The organism is Shewanella carassii, from assembly GCF_002777975.1.
Taxonomy (GTDB): domain Bacteria; phylum Pseudomonadota; class Gammaproteobacteria; order Enterobacterales; family Shewanellaceae; genus Shewanella; species Shewanella carassii.
In genome coordinates, this window is record NZ_NGVS01000004.1 from 1 (window position 1) to 15204 (window position 15204).

Annotated in this window: 16 protein-coding genes and 2 pseudogenes; 6 read left to right on the forward strand and 12 right to left on the reverse strand. The window is 49.0% G+C overall.

The window, feature by feature from the left end; translation table 11 throughout:
* Positions 1-97 precede the first annotated feature (97 nt).
* The gene (locus CBE72_RS00795) at positions 98-676 is read left to right on the forward strand and encodes a hypothetical protein (protein WP_100141897.1); all 579 of its coding nucleotides are present in this window, start codon (positions 98-100) and stop codon (positions 674-676) included.
* A gap of 348 nt (positions 677-1024) precedes the next feature.
* Positions 1025-1198: pseudogene (locus CBE72_RS00800) on the forward strand (transposase); the annotation flags it as partial.
* Positions 1199-1398: 200 nt separating this feature from the next.
* On the opposite strand, the gene CBE72_RS00805 reads toward CBE72_RS00800, so the two are convergent.
* Positions 1399-2373 carry a transposase gene (locus CBE72_RS00805; RefSeq protein ID WP_100141899.1) on the reverse strand — a complete coding sequence of 325 codons (975 nt, stop codon included), beginning with the start codon at positions 2371-2373 and terminating at the stop codon, positions 1399-1401.
* Positions 2374-2706: 333 nt separating this feature from the next.
* Here CBE72_RS00805 and CBE72_RS00810 point away from each other — a divergent pair, with 333 nt between their 5' ends.
* The gene (locus CBE72_RS00810) at positions 2707-3141 is read left to right on the forward strand and encodes a hypothetical protein (protein ID WP_062855275.1); all 435 of its coding nucleotides are present in this window, start codon (positions 2707-2709) and stop codon (positions 3139-3141) included.
* Positions 3142-3828, forward strand: coding sequence for a hypothetical protein (locus CBE72_RS00815; protein ID WP_100141900.1), 687 nt, complete (start codon positions 3142-3144; stop codon positions 3826-3828). It begins immediately after the preceding gene.
* A 140-nt stretch (positions 3829-3968) separates the two neighbouring features.
* Here the strand turns inward: CBE72_RS00815 and CBE72_RS00820 are convergent.
* Together CBE72_RS00820 and CBE72_RS00825 are read right to left on the reverse strand one after the other, a co-directional pair.
* Positions 3969-4358 (reverse strand): annotated as a pseudogene (locus CBE72_RS00820) (IS4 family transposase); the annotation flags it as partial.
* Between the two features lie 146 nt (positions 4359-4504).
* Positions 4505-5758, reverse strand: a complete 1254-nt coding sequence (locus CBE72_RS00825; protein ID WP_044734877.1) for a valine--pyruvate transaminase — start codon at positions 5756-5758, stop codon at positions 4505-4507.
* A gap of 266 nt (positions 5759-6024) precedes the next feature.
* Here CBE72_RS00825 and CBE72_RS00830 point away from each other — a divergent pair, with 266 nt between their 5' ends.
* The gene (locus CBE72_RS00830; RefSeq protein ID WP_044734878.1) at positions 6025-6333 is read left to right on the forward strand and encodes a hypothetical protein; all 309 of its coding nucleotides are present in this window, start codon (positions 6025-6027) and stop codon (positions 6331-6333) included.
* Between the two features lie 107 nt (positions 6334-6440).
* Here CBE72_RS00830 and rlmM read toward each other — a convergent pair whose 3' ends face one another.
* The 6 genes from rlmM to CBE72_RS00860 form a co-directional block, all read right to left on the reverse strand.
* Entirely contained in the window at positions 6441-7523 is a 1083-nt protein-coding gene (gene rlmM / locus CBE72_RS00835; RefSeq protein WP_100141901.1) for a 23S rRNA (cytidine(2498)-2'-O)-methyltransferase RlmM, read from the reverse strand.
* 352 nt (positions 7524-7875) lie between these two features.
* The gene (locus tag CBE72_RS00840; protein ID WP_025887273.1) at positions 7876-8265 is read right to left on the reverse strand and encodes a DUF423 domain-containing protein; all 390 of its coding nucleotides are present in this window, start codon (positions 8263-8265) and stop codon (positions 7876-7878) included.
* A gap of 2 nt (positions 8266-8267) precedes the next feature.
* Positions 8268-8909 (reverse strand): alpha/beta fold hydrolase, encoded by a 642-nt coding sequence (locus CBE72_RS00845; protein ID WP_229671897.1) that lies wholly within the window; start codon positions 8907-8909, stop codon positions 8268-8270.
* Positions 8910-9036: 127 nt separating this feature from the next.
* Entirely contained in the window at positions 9037-9528 is a 492-nt protein-coding gene (locus CBE72_RS00850) for a hypothetical protein (protein WP_071476301.1), read from the reverse strand.
* Between the two features lie 6 nt (positions 9529-9534).
* Complete coding sequence (locus CBE72_RS00855; protein ID WP_100141903.1) at positions 9535-10170, reverse strand: imm11 family protein; 636 nt, start codon at positions 10168-10170, stop codon at positions 9535-9537.
* Between the two features lie 76 nt (positions 10171-10246).
* Positions 10247-11158: a transcriptional regulator GcvA gene (locus CBE72_RS00860; RefSeq protein WP_100141904.1), complete on the reverse strand. Its 912-nt coding sequence runs from the start codon at positions 11156-11158 to the stop codon at positions 10247-10249.
* A 184-nt stretch (positions 11159-11342) separates the two neighbouring features.
* Here CBE72_RS00860 and CBE72_RS00865 point away from each other — a divergent pair, with 184 nt between their 5' ends.
* Positions 11343-11621, forward strand: coding sequence for a hypothetical protein (locus CBE72_RS00865; RefSeq protein WP_100141905.1), 279 nt, complete (start codon positions 11343-11345; stop codon positions 11619-11621).
* A 66-nt stretch (positions 11622-11687) separates the two neighbouring features.
* Here the strand turns inward: CBE72_RS00865 and thiI are convergent, their stop codons facing one another.
* The 3 genes from thiI to pomA form a co-directional block, all read right to left on the reverse strand.
* A complete protein-coding gene (gene thiI, locus CBE72_RS00870) occupies positions 11688-13142 on the reverse strand; it encodes a tRNA uracil 4-sulfurtransferase ThiI (RefSeq protein ID WP_100141906.1) in 1455 nt (484 codons plus the stop codon).
* A 156-nt stretch (positions 13143-13298) separates the two neighbouring features.
* Positions 13299-14237: a flagellar motor protein MotB gene (locus CBE72_RS00875; RefSeq protein ID WP_100141907.1), complete on the reverse strand. Its 939-nt coding sequence runs from the start codon at positions 14235-14237 to the stop codon at positions 13299-13301.
* A 4-nt stretch (positions 14238-14241) separates the two neighbouring features.
* The gene (gene pomA, locus CBE72_RS00880) at positions 14242-15009 is read right to left on the reverse strand and encodes a flagellar motor protein PomA (protein WP_100141908.1); all 768 of its coding nucleotides are present in this window, start codon (positions 15007-15009) and stop codon (positions 14242-14244) included.
* Between the last annotated feature and the right edge of the window lie 195 nt (positions 15010-15204).

Genomic DNA, 15204 nt, shown 5'->3' on the forward strand with positions numbered 1-15204 from the left:
CCAGCTAATACAAACAGATAGCGATGCGCGTTTACACTCCTCCGAGGACTAAAACGCGCATGCGCACTATACAGCTGTTAGAGTTCAAGGATAGATAATGGATTGGTTGACATTTATATCAAAAATAATTGATTCGCTAGTATGGCCAGCGTCAATTGCATTTCTTTTTTATCTTCTTAGAAATGATTTGCCGACCATTGCAAAATATATAAAGAAACTAAAATACAAAGACCTTGAAATGGAGTTTGGCGAATCTCTCAAGGCTGTTGATAAAGAAACAAAAGAAGCCATCCCGAGAGTTCCAGATACGGTTGCTATTTCTGGGCAACCAGTAGACCAAGTAAAGGATCGCTTGAATTCAATTGCAGAATTAGCACCTAGGTCTGCAATCCTTGAAGCATGGCTGCAAGTTGAGTCGGCAGCAGTTGATGTAGTAAGAAAGAAGGGTATTAGTGATTTTAAATCAATGCCAGGCCCTATGAGGTTGCGAGATTACCTTATCAAAGGTGAGCTACTTAACGAAAGACAAATTGCTATTTTTGAACAGTTAAGGGTGCTGCGTAACGAAGCAGTTCATGTCGCTGATGCGGAATTTACAAATGAAGCTGTTTCTCATTACATTAGCTCTGCTTTAATGATGGCCGCATATTTAGAGGGAAAATCAAATAAACTCTAACAAGCGCGTAAACATGGACGCATTTTTCAGTCGCTCCGCTCCTTGCAAATGCGCCAGTTACGCTAGTCGTTAGGGCAGAGTAAAAATGGACACCCAGCATTAATGGCGCGGTAGTTAGCTTCCGACTATGCTTTGTTTAAGCATTTAACAAGGAGGTTATTATGCCGCGCCCTCGCCGAACTCAAATCAGCCTTGAAGATACGCCTTACTACCATTGTTGCAGCCGCGTGGTGCGGCGTGCCTTCTTGTGGGCGAGAAAATATGGAGAAAATATGGACACCCAACGTTAATGGCGCGGTAGTTAGCCTCTGACTATGCTTTGTTTAAGCATTTAACAAGGAGGTTACAATGCCGCGCCCTCGCCGAACTCAAATTAGCCTTGAAGATACGCCCTACTACCACTGTTGCAGCCGCGTGGTGAGACGTGCCTTTCTATGTGGTGATGATGCCTACTCGGGCAAGAATTATGACCACCGCCGTGGTTGGGTAGAATCGTTACTGTTTGAATTGGAGGCCAAATACCAAAGACACCCATTATTTGCTGAGTGAAGGCTCTAGTTGCCTGGATTACAGAAACACTGATGTTTTCACTGGCAGAAAATCATCTTTCAAACCTTTTGAGGGCCATTCAATTATTGAAATGAGCGAAAAAGTCGAATTTCAGACACGATGGAGGTCGAATAAAGTTCGATTGGAGAGAAATATCTTGGAGCCTCGGGGATTCAGCTAAACAACTTCTGACAATTAGCGGCTCCTTGTCTTCGTCGTCGTTGTAGGTGAATACAGTAGTCGGTAAGTGACTCCAGTGTACCCACTGGCCCTTTGAATAGACGGCTAAAATCAGTCGTTAACTTGAGCCAGTTGTCGATAGGGATGTTTAAACGATTCAAAATGGTTGTTGTGCCGGCAGTAATGTGGCCGCGCTTGTCGTGGCGGATAATGCGTCCGGTATCATCGACCAGTTGCAGATAATCTTTGGCTTCAAAGTGCAATCCTTGTGGCATGTTCAGCCGTTCATTGCCGACAAAGGGTAACAGCTCAGGTGTGTTTTCGCCCTGCATCGCGGCCCGTATCCATCGTTGAATACTGGTATAGTCTGAGTCTTCCGGGGTTTTGGCTATTCCCGCGCGAATAGGGTTCAAGTCAACATAAGCCATGCAGGCCAATATGGCTGCATCATCCAATAGCGCCTGGGATTTGAAGCGGCCTTCCCAGAAGCGACCGCTGCATCCGTCTTCCCGATTGGCCTGTCTGGCAATAGGTTCATTGAGCGCACGCATAAACCAACTGATATCCATCAAACGTTGGCGATAGACTTCAGTGGTTTGTTGCAGGGTGAGATATTCAATATCAGAAAGTGTTTCACCGCGCAGAAAACGCTGGGATAACAGGGTTCCACTGTAAAGCAGATGCCAACGCTGTAAAACCTGCTCCAATGTCCATTCAGTGGCGGTTTTCAAGTCAACTCTGAGCACCAAATGCAGATGATTGGACATGACTGCATAGGCACACAAGTCAATGGAAAAGACTGCCGCCAGTTCCAATAGACGGGATTCAACCCAATCGCGGCGATGTTCATAGCTCTTGCCCGAATAGTCATCAACGCCACATAGAAAGGCGCGACGGACACAGCGGGAGATGCAGTGATAGAAGGGAGTGTCCTCAAGACTGACTTGAGCATATCTTGGCCTCGGCATGGCATCCTTTCCTTTTCAAAGGCTCCATTCAAGCCTAGACAAGGAGCCAACAATCTGCCAAAAATTATGGGTGTCTCCATTTTGACAATAAAAATTATGGGTGTCTCCATTTTGTTTAATAAAAAGTGTGTTAGCTTTAGACATGTCGGCCTCCAGTGATTGTTTGCCTATTGGATCAACAAACAGTGTGGCTCTGGTTTAACTAATCCACGAGAAAACACGGAGGCCGACACCTGCACAGGGAATCATTATGTCTAGTTTTCTTAATCGACACACTTGGCTAACTTGCTGAGCTTCATATAGAATACCGAAAAAATTTTAAGGTAAGCAGTTGTGATAGAAGATGTTCCGTCTTTCCTAGCTGGTATTAGCAGTTGGTTAATTAATGAAGGAGCTTGGTTTTTTCCGTTAGCTCTATTGGTTACGAATTTCACTTTTAAATGTTTTGTGAACAACCGACCTGATAAGATTGACTTTTGTCAGTGTGTTGTGGCTTTGCCTGCAGAGATTAAGGTTATCGCTTGCTCTTTTGTTTTTGCTGCTGCAGTTAGTTCTGCGAGCGAGCCGACTATGGCGTTTGGTTTACAGATTGTTGGACTGGTATTCTTGATTGTCTTGGGAGCTTCAATCGGAGCGTACAACTATTGTGAAGCAAATAAAGCTACAAGCCTTGAGGGGCCTGTGTTCTGGTATGTGTTGCTTTCCCTTGGTGTTGCATACGTGATGCTAGATACTTCAATTGATTTTATGAAACATACGGTGAGCTAAATGGAAATCGTTCAAATATTCTCAGAGTCTTTAATATCTAGCTTTCCGGCATTCCTAATATTGGCTTTTTCAGTTGTATGCGTAAAAGCATTGATGCGTCAATATTTGGAGATGAAAGAAAAATATGAGTATAAGAGTGATAGATATCGTCAAGATATTGAAGTTCGAATTTCTGAATTAACCCAAGAAATACAGTCATCAAAGAAAAGATTCGAGTCAGTCAATCATCTTGTTTTAGACGGTAACACTTCGAAAAATGGTGTCCTTAGTCAACTCGGCATAAATTTATCTGGTGTTGAGACTCGGCCAAATTCAGTATTTGTTTTGACTCCTTTTAACTCTAGGTTTGATGATGACTACCAAACAGTACGTGATTTTTTTGTAGACCATGGGTATCAGTGTAATCGTGGAGATGATGTAAAAGTTACTCATAACGTACTCGGACATATCATTAAAGAAATGGCTAGCGCTGAGCTTGTAGTTGCAAACATATCCGGTCGTAACCCAAATGTTTTTTACGAGCTCGGAATAGCTCATGCTTTAGGTAAAGAAGTAATCATTATTGCGCAAAACTCAAAAGATATAACTTTTGATGTTTCTCAAGGTCAAGTTGTCATATACAAGGACAGCAATCACCTTAGAGAATCTTTGAATAAATGGTTGGTATCAATACTTAAGAATAAGTAACAAAAACTAACAAAGCATTTAAGAGTGATTCCCAACGCTTGGAATTTTTCATTCCATCGTTGGGTTTCGTGTTTAAGGCGCAACGGTTTAGTCTTAGTTGTAGCGTTGCTCACACCTTAATGCGGCGCTGGATGATCCCCTCATAATTCGGGCCTCCCAGAGGTGTTAACCAGTTTAAGAAATTCACCCCAAGCCCAGCGAAAATGCGATTCTTTGATTGAGTATTCCGGACGTCGTCTCACTTCTTTGCCGAGCCTGAGCACAGATAGCACGTTTCTGTCACGTATCGTATTGGCTTGAAACCTCCGCTGCCATCCCAGATGCCTGGCTGCCAGACCGATGCACCAAAGCAGGATTTCTGCCAACAAAGCTATCAGCAACAACACATCATAACGGCGTGGACAACGACTGCGGCTTTGTCTGAGTCCCATGCCGTATTGGGGACTTTTGAGGTCGCGAAAGGTACCTTTCCCCCGAATTTCAGACACGATGGAGGTCGAACAAAGTTCGATTGGAGAGAAATATCTTGGAGCCTCGGGGGTTCAGCTAAACAGCTTCTGACAATTAGCGAGTTTATCTAACTAAAAGGTGTCTGGAAAACTAGTGGCGATTCATAACGCTACAGCAGAGTTGCTTGAAACTCACAGCAAGCAACTCTGCGATAGTAGCCTTGGTTTCAACCAAGCTGCGCCCAAGCCTTATTAACTTCTTCGGCGATGATTTCAATGCCGCGGCGCATCAACTCGGGTTGTTGCACATAATTCATCCGAATACACTCACCGGCGTGTGGCCACTCTTCGGCCAGTCCGAAGAAGAAGTACTCTCCGGGCACCACCAACACGCCCCTGGCTTTCAGGCGTCGATAAAGTTCCATGGCACTGATGGGCAGGCCTTCAAACCAGAGCCAGAGGAAAATCGCGCCCTCGGGTTTATGAATTCTGAACCTGGGGTCCGGCAGAGCCTGTTGCAACATGGCCACGGTTTGCTGCGCCCGCTGCAGATAGAAAGGCCGCACCACTTCATTACCGAGCCGCAGCATATCACCACGGGCTATCATCTCTGTCGCCATCGCCGGGCCCATGCTGCCCGGTGCCAGTGAGATAATACCGTTGATATTGGTCAGCGCCTGGGTGATGGCTTGGTTGGCTATCACTATGCCGCAGCGCAGCCCCGGCAGCCCCAGCTTGGAGAGACTCATGCACAACACTGTGTTGTCGTTCCAGAAAGGAGTCACATCCTCAAACAGAATATTGGGGAAAGGTGAACCATAGGCGCAGTCGAGGATCAGCGGGATCCCATGCGCTCTTGCCAGCTTATCCAGCTTATCAACCTCTTCATCGGTCAGCACATTGCCCGTGGGGTTGGTCGGCCGCGAAACACAAATGGCGCCGATATCGGCATCGACTTTAAGCCTTTCAAAGTCGATGTGATATTTGAACAAGCCGCCATCCAGCTTGGTAATTTCCGGCTTGAAGGTACGAAACAGTTCATCTTCCAGACCGGCATCACTGTAGCCGATATACTCAGGGGCCAGCGGCAGTAAGATCTTGCGTTTTTGCCCCTCGGCAGTGGTACCGGCAAACAGGTTGAACAGCGCGAAAAACGAGCTCTGGCTGCCGTTGGTGAGACTGATATTGTTTTTGGTCAGCGACCAACCGTAGGTATCGTTAAGCAGCTTGGCCAAAGCGCTGAGAAAGGCATCTTTTCCCTGCGGGCCATCATAGTTGGTCATGGCCGCGAGCAACTCGCCCTTGGCCAACATATCGGCACTAAGCTCGGTAAAATAGTCCAGCATGGAGGGAATGGCCGCCGGGTTACCGCCCCCCAGCATAATCGCCCCCGGAGTGCGTAGCCCTTCGTTGAGATCATCCATCAACTGGGTGATACCTGTATAACGGTTAAACTTGTCGCCAAACTTGGAAAACTGCATTACTTCTATCCGCAGACTCATATCAAGAAACAGAACTTATTTAGTAACAGGAACCGCGGCAGATTACACCTTAAAAGTTTTTTAGTTGCGTGATACAACTCAATATTTGCCAAGCTTAAATGGCTGCAAACGCCCCGAATAAGAGTTACATGGTCATTTGAGAGCAGATTTTTGTGCGCCAGCGAACATTTCGCCGACATCGACTTGTTGATCCATTATCCGGGGCACACACTTAAAAACAGGAGAAGCAGCCAGAGGAGCAGCGGGTGTCAGCCTCAAAACTGAGTGAACTAAAGCAGCAACAGCAGAGTCTGTTAGAGCAGGAATTGATGCGGGAGCAAGCCGGTTCCCTGGGCGTTGCCGGCAAGACACTGGAGCAGGCATTGCAGGATTATCAGCGCCACCATCACCTGTCACCGAGAAAGAAAGCCGAATACGTTAGGGTGGTGGCCGATGCCGTCTATAACCTGATGTTGACCCGGGAGCTACTCGGCTTTGTCGACGGCAATCTTGAGTGGGTTTGCGGCCAGTATGACATTCCGGATGCCGTGCTACAGCATATGGCCTTGAGCTGAAAAGCATCAAGGCCAGCTTGGGGCAAGGAAGGTGCGAACCACGCCTTGCATCCAAGCCCATAAGCCGACGCAGAGCACACATGGGACTTGTTCGCACCTTCCCCAACTCACCAGGGAGAGTTGGGTCGCAGCCACAGGTGCACTGTCACTTCATCCCTGTCGTGGTAGAGATGTTTACAAGCCAGCTTAAACTCTGTGATGCCGTTTTCTTTGAGAATGGCCTGCATATTTTCCAATATGGTGCTCACCTCTTTGTAACGGCTCTTCATCGGCAGTTTCAGGTTAAAGATAGCCTCTTTGAACCAGCCATTGATGGCCCAGGCTTCCATCAGCTCGGCCACCCTGGCCGGCTTTTCCACCATGTCACACACCAGCCAATAGATGTTCTTGCGCTTGGGCTCAAAACGGAAACCATCGGCCTGGAAGTGAGCCACCTGGCCGGTTTCCATCAAACCTGCATCCATGGGGCCGTTGTCGACGGCCGATACAAACATGCCGCGACGCACCAACTGATAGGTCCAGCCGCCGGGACAGGCGCCGAGATCTACGGCGTTGAGACCGCTGCGTAAACGTTCCTCCCGCTGCGGCTCGGGAATAAAGTGATTAAAGGCCTCATCCAGTTTCAAAGTCGAGCGGCTGGGCGCATCGGCGGGAAACTTAAGTCTGGGGATCCCCATAAAAAACGGTGACGAGTTATGGCTGTAGGAATAACCGGCAAACGCCTTGCCCGGTGCCACAAAGCACACATGGATTATCGGCCGCTTGGGGTTTTCCTTGGCCAGCAGAGTACCACTCTGTTTCAGCGACTGACGCAGCGGCACGGTAAACTTGCGGCAGAAGGTCAGCAGCTCTTTGGCTTCGTTGGTATCCGGGGTTTCGACCCTGAGTTCACCGCCCTTGCTAACATCTTCAAGCGCGGCGGTAATTGGCCCTACCCTGTCTTCCGGAGGCAGGTCGCTGAGCAGATCGCCGCAGACAAACATCTGCCGGGCAAAGATCAATGAGTCCAGCGCCAGTTCCTGTGCCAGGGTGTCGGCTTCCCCTTCGGCAAAACATTGAAAGATCACATAGGCATCGTTGTTATTGGCCTTGACGAAACCACCGACATTGAGCAGTGCCGCCCGATTTTGGATCTCGGCCGCGCACTCTTTTTCGTAGCCGGCACGACAAAACAGAAACAGGTTGTTCATTGGTATTTCCAAACAGTGAATCTTACCGGAAAGCCTCCGGCAACTGGCGAAGGCGCGAGTATACCATAGCATTGCGCGCAGGAGTTGCCTGACTCGGTGAGAATGAAAGCCGAGCATGCGAGGATTGCAAGAAAGCTCAGACTAAATAGAGCTTGGCCTGCAGCACAGACCGGCCCATTCCCCCTGCCCTTCGGCAATTGGGAATAGAACACCCGCCACTTGGGCGGGTGTTTACCTGAGCATACCTGCGGACTATCTCTTTAAATAGCCATCTCTTTAAATAGCTATCTCTCTAGAGGGCTATCTCTTCAGGTGACAGTTTTAAGCAAACAATGGCTCTATTAAACCAGCCTCAGAGCCCGGTTTCGTCCATGCGGTGGCGCCATACCGCTGCCGCCAATAATAGCCAGCCCACCAGGAAGCAGCTGCCGCCGAGAGGGGTTACCATGCCCAACCACTTGGTGCCTGTCAGAGCATACAGATACAGCGAGCCGGAGAACATAAAGATCCCGGCGATAAACAGCCCCGCCGCCCAGTCAATCAGACGCGACTTGAACCAGTGACCGGCAAAGGCCAGGGTTATCAAACCAAAGGTGTGATAGAACTGATATTCCACCCCCAGGTTGAATATGGCGATCAACTCGGCAGGTGCAATGGTCTTGAGTCCATGGGCGCCAAAAGCTCCCAGAGCAACGGCAAAGAAACCACTGATGGCCGCCAGTAACAATAACCCCTTACGCATAACTAACTCCCGATAAATAAAAGTGATTCTTTCACGGCATCCTGCAGGTTAGCCTTAAGATCCGTTCCGGACGACTTGCGCGGCACAAAACTATGATCTCCGTCGGTAATAAAGCGTACTTTGGCCTGCTCGGGCAGCGCCCAGGAGGCCAACTGCTCGCGCTTGCCGAAGCTGTCGCGCTCGCCCTGCAAAATAAGCAGAGGCGAGGCACACTCCCACAAGGGCTCAAGTCTGGGCTCGGTTTTCTTCGGCGGCAAAAACGGATAACCAAGACAGATAACGCCGCTGGGGGTCATCGCCAGTTTATCATTGGCCGCCAAGATGGCCGCCATCCGCCCGCCCATGGATTTGCCCATCAAAAATAGTCGCTTGGGCGCAAACTCGGCAACCGCTGCTGCCAAGGTCTGCTCGAAGGACTGCAACAACACCGGAGCCCGGTCCGGCGGGCGCCGCTTGCCATCCTCGCCGCGCTTGACCATGTAAGGAAAGTTAAACCTCAGCACGCTCGGGCCGCTGGCGGCCAACAGCGCGGCATAATCCGCCATAAAGTCGCTGTGCATATCGGCACCGGCGCCGTGGGCGAATAACACCAGAGTGTCACTGTCCTTACCTTTATCCAGCAGCCAGTTAGTATTCAAATTCATCATCAGCCCTGTTCGAAGATACAATAATTTTCATGCTTGGATTCGAATAAACCACAATATTAAATACCGTACTTTCCTGACAAATCAATTTATTAAAAAATAGCGTTAAAAAACGACCAAGCGGTAATTATATATCTCTTACCCATACCGTTTTTACATGTTCTTTCAATAAATCAATCACACTTTGATGAATAAACACCAAGCCAAAGTCCTCTTCCAGTTTAAATATTAACCTTTGTTCCACAGGAATATTTTCCAGTTTAGAAAAATCGAACTCTGTCGAATCAGTATCTAACCAATTCAACTTACCAAATTGCTTTTCTTTATCCGTCAATCTGTACGTCTGCTGGATATAAGGCATTCGATAGTTGTCATATACCTCGAGTTGTTCATCCGAAGGTTGACTTGGCGAATTGTCAACACGAGCATCCAGCCATTCAACACCATGCTGCACCAATGGCTCCAGTTTGGATGCTATATCACCAATAATGAACAGCTTTGGAGAAAAGGTCATTTCCAATAACAGATCCGGTGCTGCAGCACCTACTGGTGCAGGTGTTTGTTGGAATGGGAAAGTATCCATATTTTGTTTAGTGAGTATCGAGTATTCATCTTTCACTTACTATTATCTCCTTGGTGCTTCATCATCGACATCAAACTTAAAAGCGGTCAGTCCACAAGCTAACCCCTGTCGAGCGACAATATACAATTCATCATATATTTCTGAAGAAAAGAAAAAGCTGTTGGTGCCTTTAACCCTAAAAATATGCCTGCGGTTCATAGGGTAGGTTTCGAGTTTTTCCCGGTCCAGATATAATTTTTGAACTAGAACGGAATGAAACGACTCTCTCTCTTCAAGAGGCACATCATAACCATGTTCTTTGGGATCGTAATGTTCAACAAAAGATTCAATATTTGACTTTTCTTGATCCAATACATCCAACTCGTTATTTATCGCGATAATATATCGCTGCTGAGTCGACAGACCATCCATGCACTGTAATTTATTGGGTAAAAAAGCGACGCCATATGGGTCAAAGCTCATAAAAACGTCTGCTATAGGTTTGGTAACGCTTAAATCCCCTGAATTTGTGATATCGAAAACAGCTTCTGAATAACTGTCTTCATCCTCCCAAATAACCGCACTCAATGCGCTCACTGGAATGTAGTCCATGTCTTCGTACAGGTGCCCTCTGTTATCAGAGCAACTAAACATGGCATCACTCTCTTCAGTGTTTTCGTTTATATAAGCCAGTTCCATCAAAGTTCCCTATAAACTGCAAGCTTTCACTTCTTTGTAGTGCCTTCCTGTATATGCAGAGAAACGTGTTACCGACTTATCCCGGCAACAATTCACTACGTGACTCCTCGGCAAACATATCCAGCATCCATTCGCGGAACGCGACAATTTTACCTAACTCGGCATGCTTTTGCTGGCACACCAGATAATAGGCATCTTTGCTGACCAGAACCTCCTGGAACGGACAGACCAAACGCCCGGCCTTGATGTCGGGGCGGGCGAGCACGCTGTAGCCCAGAGCTACCCCCTGGCCATGGGCCGCCGCCTGCAGTACCAGAGATGAGTGGCTGAATATCGGCCCCTGGTTCACATTGACATCCGTTACGCCGCATTGGCGGAACCAGGCCTGCCAGTCATGACGGCTCATATCGTGCAGCAGGGTATGATATTTAAGATCGGCGGGCTTTTCCAATGGCTTGGGGCCGTTGAGCAGCATTGGCGAGCAGACGGGGATCAACACTTCGTTGCGCAGTTTGTCGGCCCTGAGCCCGGGCCAGTTACCCTGACCATAGTAAATTGCCACATCCACATCGTCTGACAGGGAACTGAAATCGGCATCCACCGCCTTGATCCGCACATCGATATCGGGATTCTTCTCGCTGAATTTCGCCAGACGCGGCACCAGCCACTGAATGGCAAAGCTGGGCGACATGCTGACAGTCAAGGAACCCACGGCGCTACGGGCCAACAGCCTGTCGGTGGCATCCGACAGTTGAGTAAAAATATCCTTGATATCGAGGAAGTAGCTTTGCCCTTCTTCGGTCAGCAGCAGCGAGCGGTTCTTTCGGCGAAATAATTTTAATCCCAGAAAGTCTTCCAGCGCCTTGATCTGATGACTCACTGCGGCCTGGGTAACGAACAGTTCTTCGGCGGCGCGGGTAAAGCTCAAATGCCTTGCTGCTGCCTCGAACGCCTTAACCGCATTCAGCGGAGGAAGTCGTTTTGACATAGTGATCCACTTCTCATTTTTTAATTAGTTTTTCTAATCCAGATTGTTACATTTTATCGTTTGTTAAAGCCAGCGATTTTGATTAAATTTCACGCCGAAAGTTGAATATTCAGACAATCTCTGAGCAGTCGAAGGGAAGGTCTGACACTGGCACTCAGTGCCCGTTCTCACCCGGAGGCATCCCATGTTGAACTTTAAATCCGCTTTTGTGCTCCTGCTGCTCGGCATGAGTAGCAGCGCAGTAGCCGCGGAGAGCCTTTCTGCGCCAACGCAAGCTCGCCCTCTACCAAGAGTTGCTGTCGAAGCACCAGCTGTGCAGATAGACTTTAAACTGCTTGAGCAAGAGCTGAGCCGTAACATTGCCGCCAACAGCGAAGAGCTCAGAACCCAGGCGTTGGACGAGCCGACACTGCTGTTGGCAGAAGATGCTGCAGCCAGCAAGTTAGAGGCTCAGCTTAACTGAGCCCCAAAGGATTTCGCTGAACGTCAGCAGCAAAAAGCCGCATCGAAAGATGCGGCTTTTTGTTTATCAGGGGCGATAAACCTTGACGTTACCGTGCCCTTGCTCCTGAAGGTAGAGTGCCTGTAGTTTACTCATGACGCCCCGTTCACAGTAGAGCAAATAGGTCTTACTGCTATCAAGCTCTGCAAAGGCACTGGCCAGCTTGAAGAACGGGATATGAACTATCTCGGCGCCCTCAAGTTGCAGCGGCTTGCTCTCTTCCTCTTCCGGCGCCCTGATATCCAGCACCACTTCGCCTTGGCCGACACTGGCGACGGTTTCGGTTTCCGTTACTTTAGTATCCATGTCGGTTGCTATCTCCCGAATATCCATAACCACGGCATCGGCAATAATCCGGTCCAGCAGATCTTCGGAAAACTTGGTTTCCTCGGCCTCAACCTTGGACAACACTGCCTTGACTGTGGGTTTTTGTGAAATCACACCGCAGTATTCAGGCATAGACTTGGCAAAGTCTTCTGTACCTATCTTGCGGCTCTCGTTGATGATGTCCTGCTTGTCCATGGTGATCAAAGGTCTGAGGATCAGGGTATCGACACAACGGTCAATCACATTGAGGTTGGTCAGGGTTTGGCTGGATACTTGCCCCAAGCTCTCGCCTGTGACCAGCGCCTGAATTCCCATACGCTCTGCCACTCTGGCGGCGGCGCGCATCATCATCCGCTTGAGTATGACACCCATCAAGCCGTTGTCTATGCGCTCGAGAATTTCGGCCACTACGGGCTCAAAAGGAACGGTCACAAACTTAACTTTATGCGACTCGCCATAGGTCTTCCACAAATGGTGTGCCACCTGCTTAACCCCGATTTCGTGCTGGGCACCGCCCAGGTTGAAGAAGCAGTAGTGGGTACGGGAACCCTTCTTGATAAATTGGAAACTGGACACCCCGGAGTCAAAACCGCCGGAGATCAGGGACAGCACATCTTCCTGAGTGGCAATCGGGAACCCACCAAGGCCAGGGATCTTTCTCTCTACCAGGTAGAGCTTATCGTTGTTGATCTCCAAATGAATAGTCATATCCGGGTTTTTGAGGCGCACACCTGCCGCTTCGGTAAACTGGTTAAGGCCACCACCTACGTAACGCTCAACATCCTGCGAACTGAAGTCGTGCTTGCCACTGCGCTTGGCGCGGACACAGAAGGTCTTACCCGCCAGTTCATCGGCATACACCTTGAGTGCCTGTTGGTAGATATCATCAACGGTTTCAAAACTGTATTCATTGACCTGACTGATGGTGGATATTCCGGGAATACAGGCCAAACGTTCGGCAAAAACTTGTTTTAGATGGGGTTTGTCTTTGGGAACCTGCACCATAATCCGATCCCACTGGCGGGTAACGGCAGCGTCTTCATCCACTTTCTTGAGCACATTGCGGATATTGGACTCGAGCATCTTGGTAAAACGCATTCTTACCGGTTTGCTCTTCATCATGATTTCTGGATACAGCTTTACGATAAACTTCATGGGGATCCCGAGGAAAAAAATTTCAAACAGCAATCGTGGGATTATAACAAAGACCCGCTAACTGGCACAGAGATTTGCCACTCCAAAGCCGAGTCCAGCTTACAGAAGCATAAAAAAAGCAGCCGTTTTCAGGCTGCTTTTTCTATACCAAAGTCATTAAAGATTGGGATCGACTTCAATCTCGTCAGACTCTTTGGGCTTGCCCTGCTCGATAGCGATCTCCACCCTGCGGTTACGGGCGCGATTCTCAGGCGAATTATTGGGCACCAGAGGCTCAGTCGAGGCCATGCCTACCACTTTCATTCTGCTGGCATCGAAACCGGGCACTTTAATCAATTCATGCGCCACGGCCACCGCTCGCTGGCTGGACAGGTCCCAATTGGAGCTGTAAAGCTCATTACTTATCGTCATATCATCGGTATGTCCGGAGACTGTAATGATCCCGGGCACATCCTTGAGTAGCTCGCCCACCGCCTGCACTACCGGTTTGAATCTGGGCTGCAGGAAACCCGAACCTGAGGCAAAGGCGCCCTTCTCCCGAATACGGATGATAATCTGCTGTCCCAGAGACTCGATTTCAATAGCGCCGTCCACTATCTCTTTATTGAGCGCCTCGGCCATCTTCTTGACCTGCTCGTTAATCTGCTCCTGAGCCGCTTGCTGCGCCTGGGTCTTCTGATCCTCGGCCTGCTCCTGCGCCGTAGCTGAAGCCTCGCCGCCCCGTTGTTCGCCCCTTTGCTGCTGCACGCCGCCGGCGCTATCGTCATCCCCTTCCTGATACTCAAGGATCTGCTGGGTCATCTCATTGGTTTGCTGGTTGATGATCTCAATCGGAGTGGGGTCCGGGCGTCCGGGACGAAACTCCAGTGCAATCACAGAGGTACCTTTGGGAATATCTTTCACTTCGACCTTGTTCTGCACCCCGAAGGCGTATTTCATCGAGCCGGCTATCTGTTTGAACTTCATTACGTCCATTTCAGAAAAAGCCAGCAGCAACACGAAGAAACACATCAACAATGACATCAGATCGGCAAAAGTCGCCAACCACAGTGGTGCGCCGGGTGGCGGACAATCACACTTTGGCTTTTTGGCCATAGTGCTACTCCCCGTCCGTTGTATCTATCTTACGCTGCTTCTCAGACAGGTAATTCTTGAGGAAGCCCTCAATCACTCTAGGATTCTGACCATCCTGAATCGCCAGTACCGCGTCCATTATCAGGTTGCGGTTGAGCATCTCTTCATTCATCCGCAGCGCCAACTTATCAGCAATAGGGATCGCCACCATGTTAGCGAGTATCGCCCCATACAAGGTGGTCAACAAGGCCACCGCCATCGCCGGACCGATAGACTTGGGGTCATCCATGTTGGACAGCATGGCCACCAAACCTATCAGGGTACCTATCATCCCCATGGCCGGCGCCACATCACCAAAAGCCCGGAAAATACTGATCCCCGCCTTATGGCGCTCTTCGGTCAGTTGAATATCTTTCTCCAGCGCCTCACGCACCACATCGCCATCGTGACCGTCCACCAGCATGTCGACCGCTTTTTGCATAAAACTATTGGAAATTTGCGCCTCTTCCAGCGCCAGAAAGCCCCCCTTCCGGGCGGCATCAGCCATGGTGACCGACTGCTCAATCAACTCTTCGGGCTTGTCCAATTTGAACATGAACGCCTTGACAGCAATCTTAACCGCACCCAAAAACTGTTTGAGGTTGAACTTCATCATCACCACAAACAATGAGCCCACGAACACAATAAGTACTGATGGCACGTCAATAAAAATAGCAATGCCGCCACTACTGACCATTGCCATGATAATAAAAGCAAACGCTCCTATCAGTCCTATAAGGGTTGCTAAATCCACAGTGGCTCCTCACCTCTCAAGCAGACCCGACACAGTGTGGCCGGGATCTCTACTCCATACAAGCCGATCCGTCCCAAAGGGTGATATAGGATCTTGGCTATTCGCAGGAGATGAATATGATTATTTTCAACAGTTTCTATTTTGAGTTATCGGACAGGGCTTAGGCAAGTTTAGGAAGATTTTAATTTTTCCCCA

What these genes read in the sequence shown, in the direction of transcription:
- CBE72_RS00840 (WP_025887273.1), bottom strand. Translation starts at nt 8,265, where the DNA reads ATGCGTAAGGGGTTATTGTTACTGGCGGCCATCAGTGGTTTCTTTGCC.
- CBE72_RS00865 (WP_100141905.1), top strand. Translation starts at nt 11,343, where the DNA reads ATGTTGAACTTTAAATCCGCTTTTGTGCTCCTGCTGCTCGGCATGAGT.
- CBE72_RS00795 (WP_100141897.1), top strand. Translation starts at nt 98, where the DNA reads ATGGATTGGTTGACATTTATATCAAAAATAATTGATTCGCTAGTATGG.
- thiI (WP_100141906.1), bottom strand. Translation starts at nt 13,142, where the DNA reads ATGAAGTTTATCGTAAAGCTGTATCCAGAAATCATGATGAAGAGCAAA.
- CBE72_RS00845 (WP_229671897.1), bottom strand. Translation starts at nt 8,909, where the DNA reads ATGAATTTGAATACTAACTGGCTGCTGGATAAAGGTAAGGACAGTGAC.
- CBE72_RS00815 (WP_100141900.1), top strand. Translation starts at nt 3,142, where the DNA reads ATGGAAATCGTTCAAATATTCTCAGAGTCTTTAATATCTAGCTTTCCG.
- CBE72_RS00805 (WP_100141899.1), bottom strand. Translation starts at nt 2,373, where the DNA reads ATGCCGAGGCCAAGATATGCTCAAGTCAGTCTTGAGGACACTCCCTTC.
- CBE72_RS00875 (WP_100141907.1), bottom strand. Translation starts at nt 14,237, where the DNA reads ATGGCCAAAAAGCCAAAGTGTGATTGTCCGCCACCCGGCGCACCACTG.
- CBE72_RS00855 (WP_100141903.1), bottom strand. Translation starts at nt 10,170, where the DNA reads ATGGAACTGGCTTATATAAACGAAAACACTGAAGAGAGTGATGCCATG.
- CBE72_RS00860 (WP_100141904.1), bottom strand. Translation starts at nt 11,158, where the DNA reads ATGTCAAAACGACTTCCTCCGCTGAATGCGGTTAAGGCGTTCGAGGCA.
- rlmM (WP_100141901.1), bottom strand. Translation starts at nt 7,523, where the DNA reads ATGAACAACCTGTTTCTGTTTTGTCGTGCCGGCTACGAAAAAGAGTGC.
- CBE72_RS00825 (WP_044734877.1), bottom strand. Translation starts at nt 5,758, where the DNA reads ATGCAGTTTTCCAAGTTTGGCGACAAGTTTAACCGTTATACAGGTATC.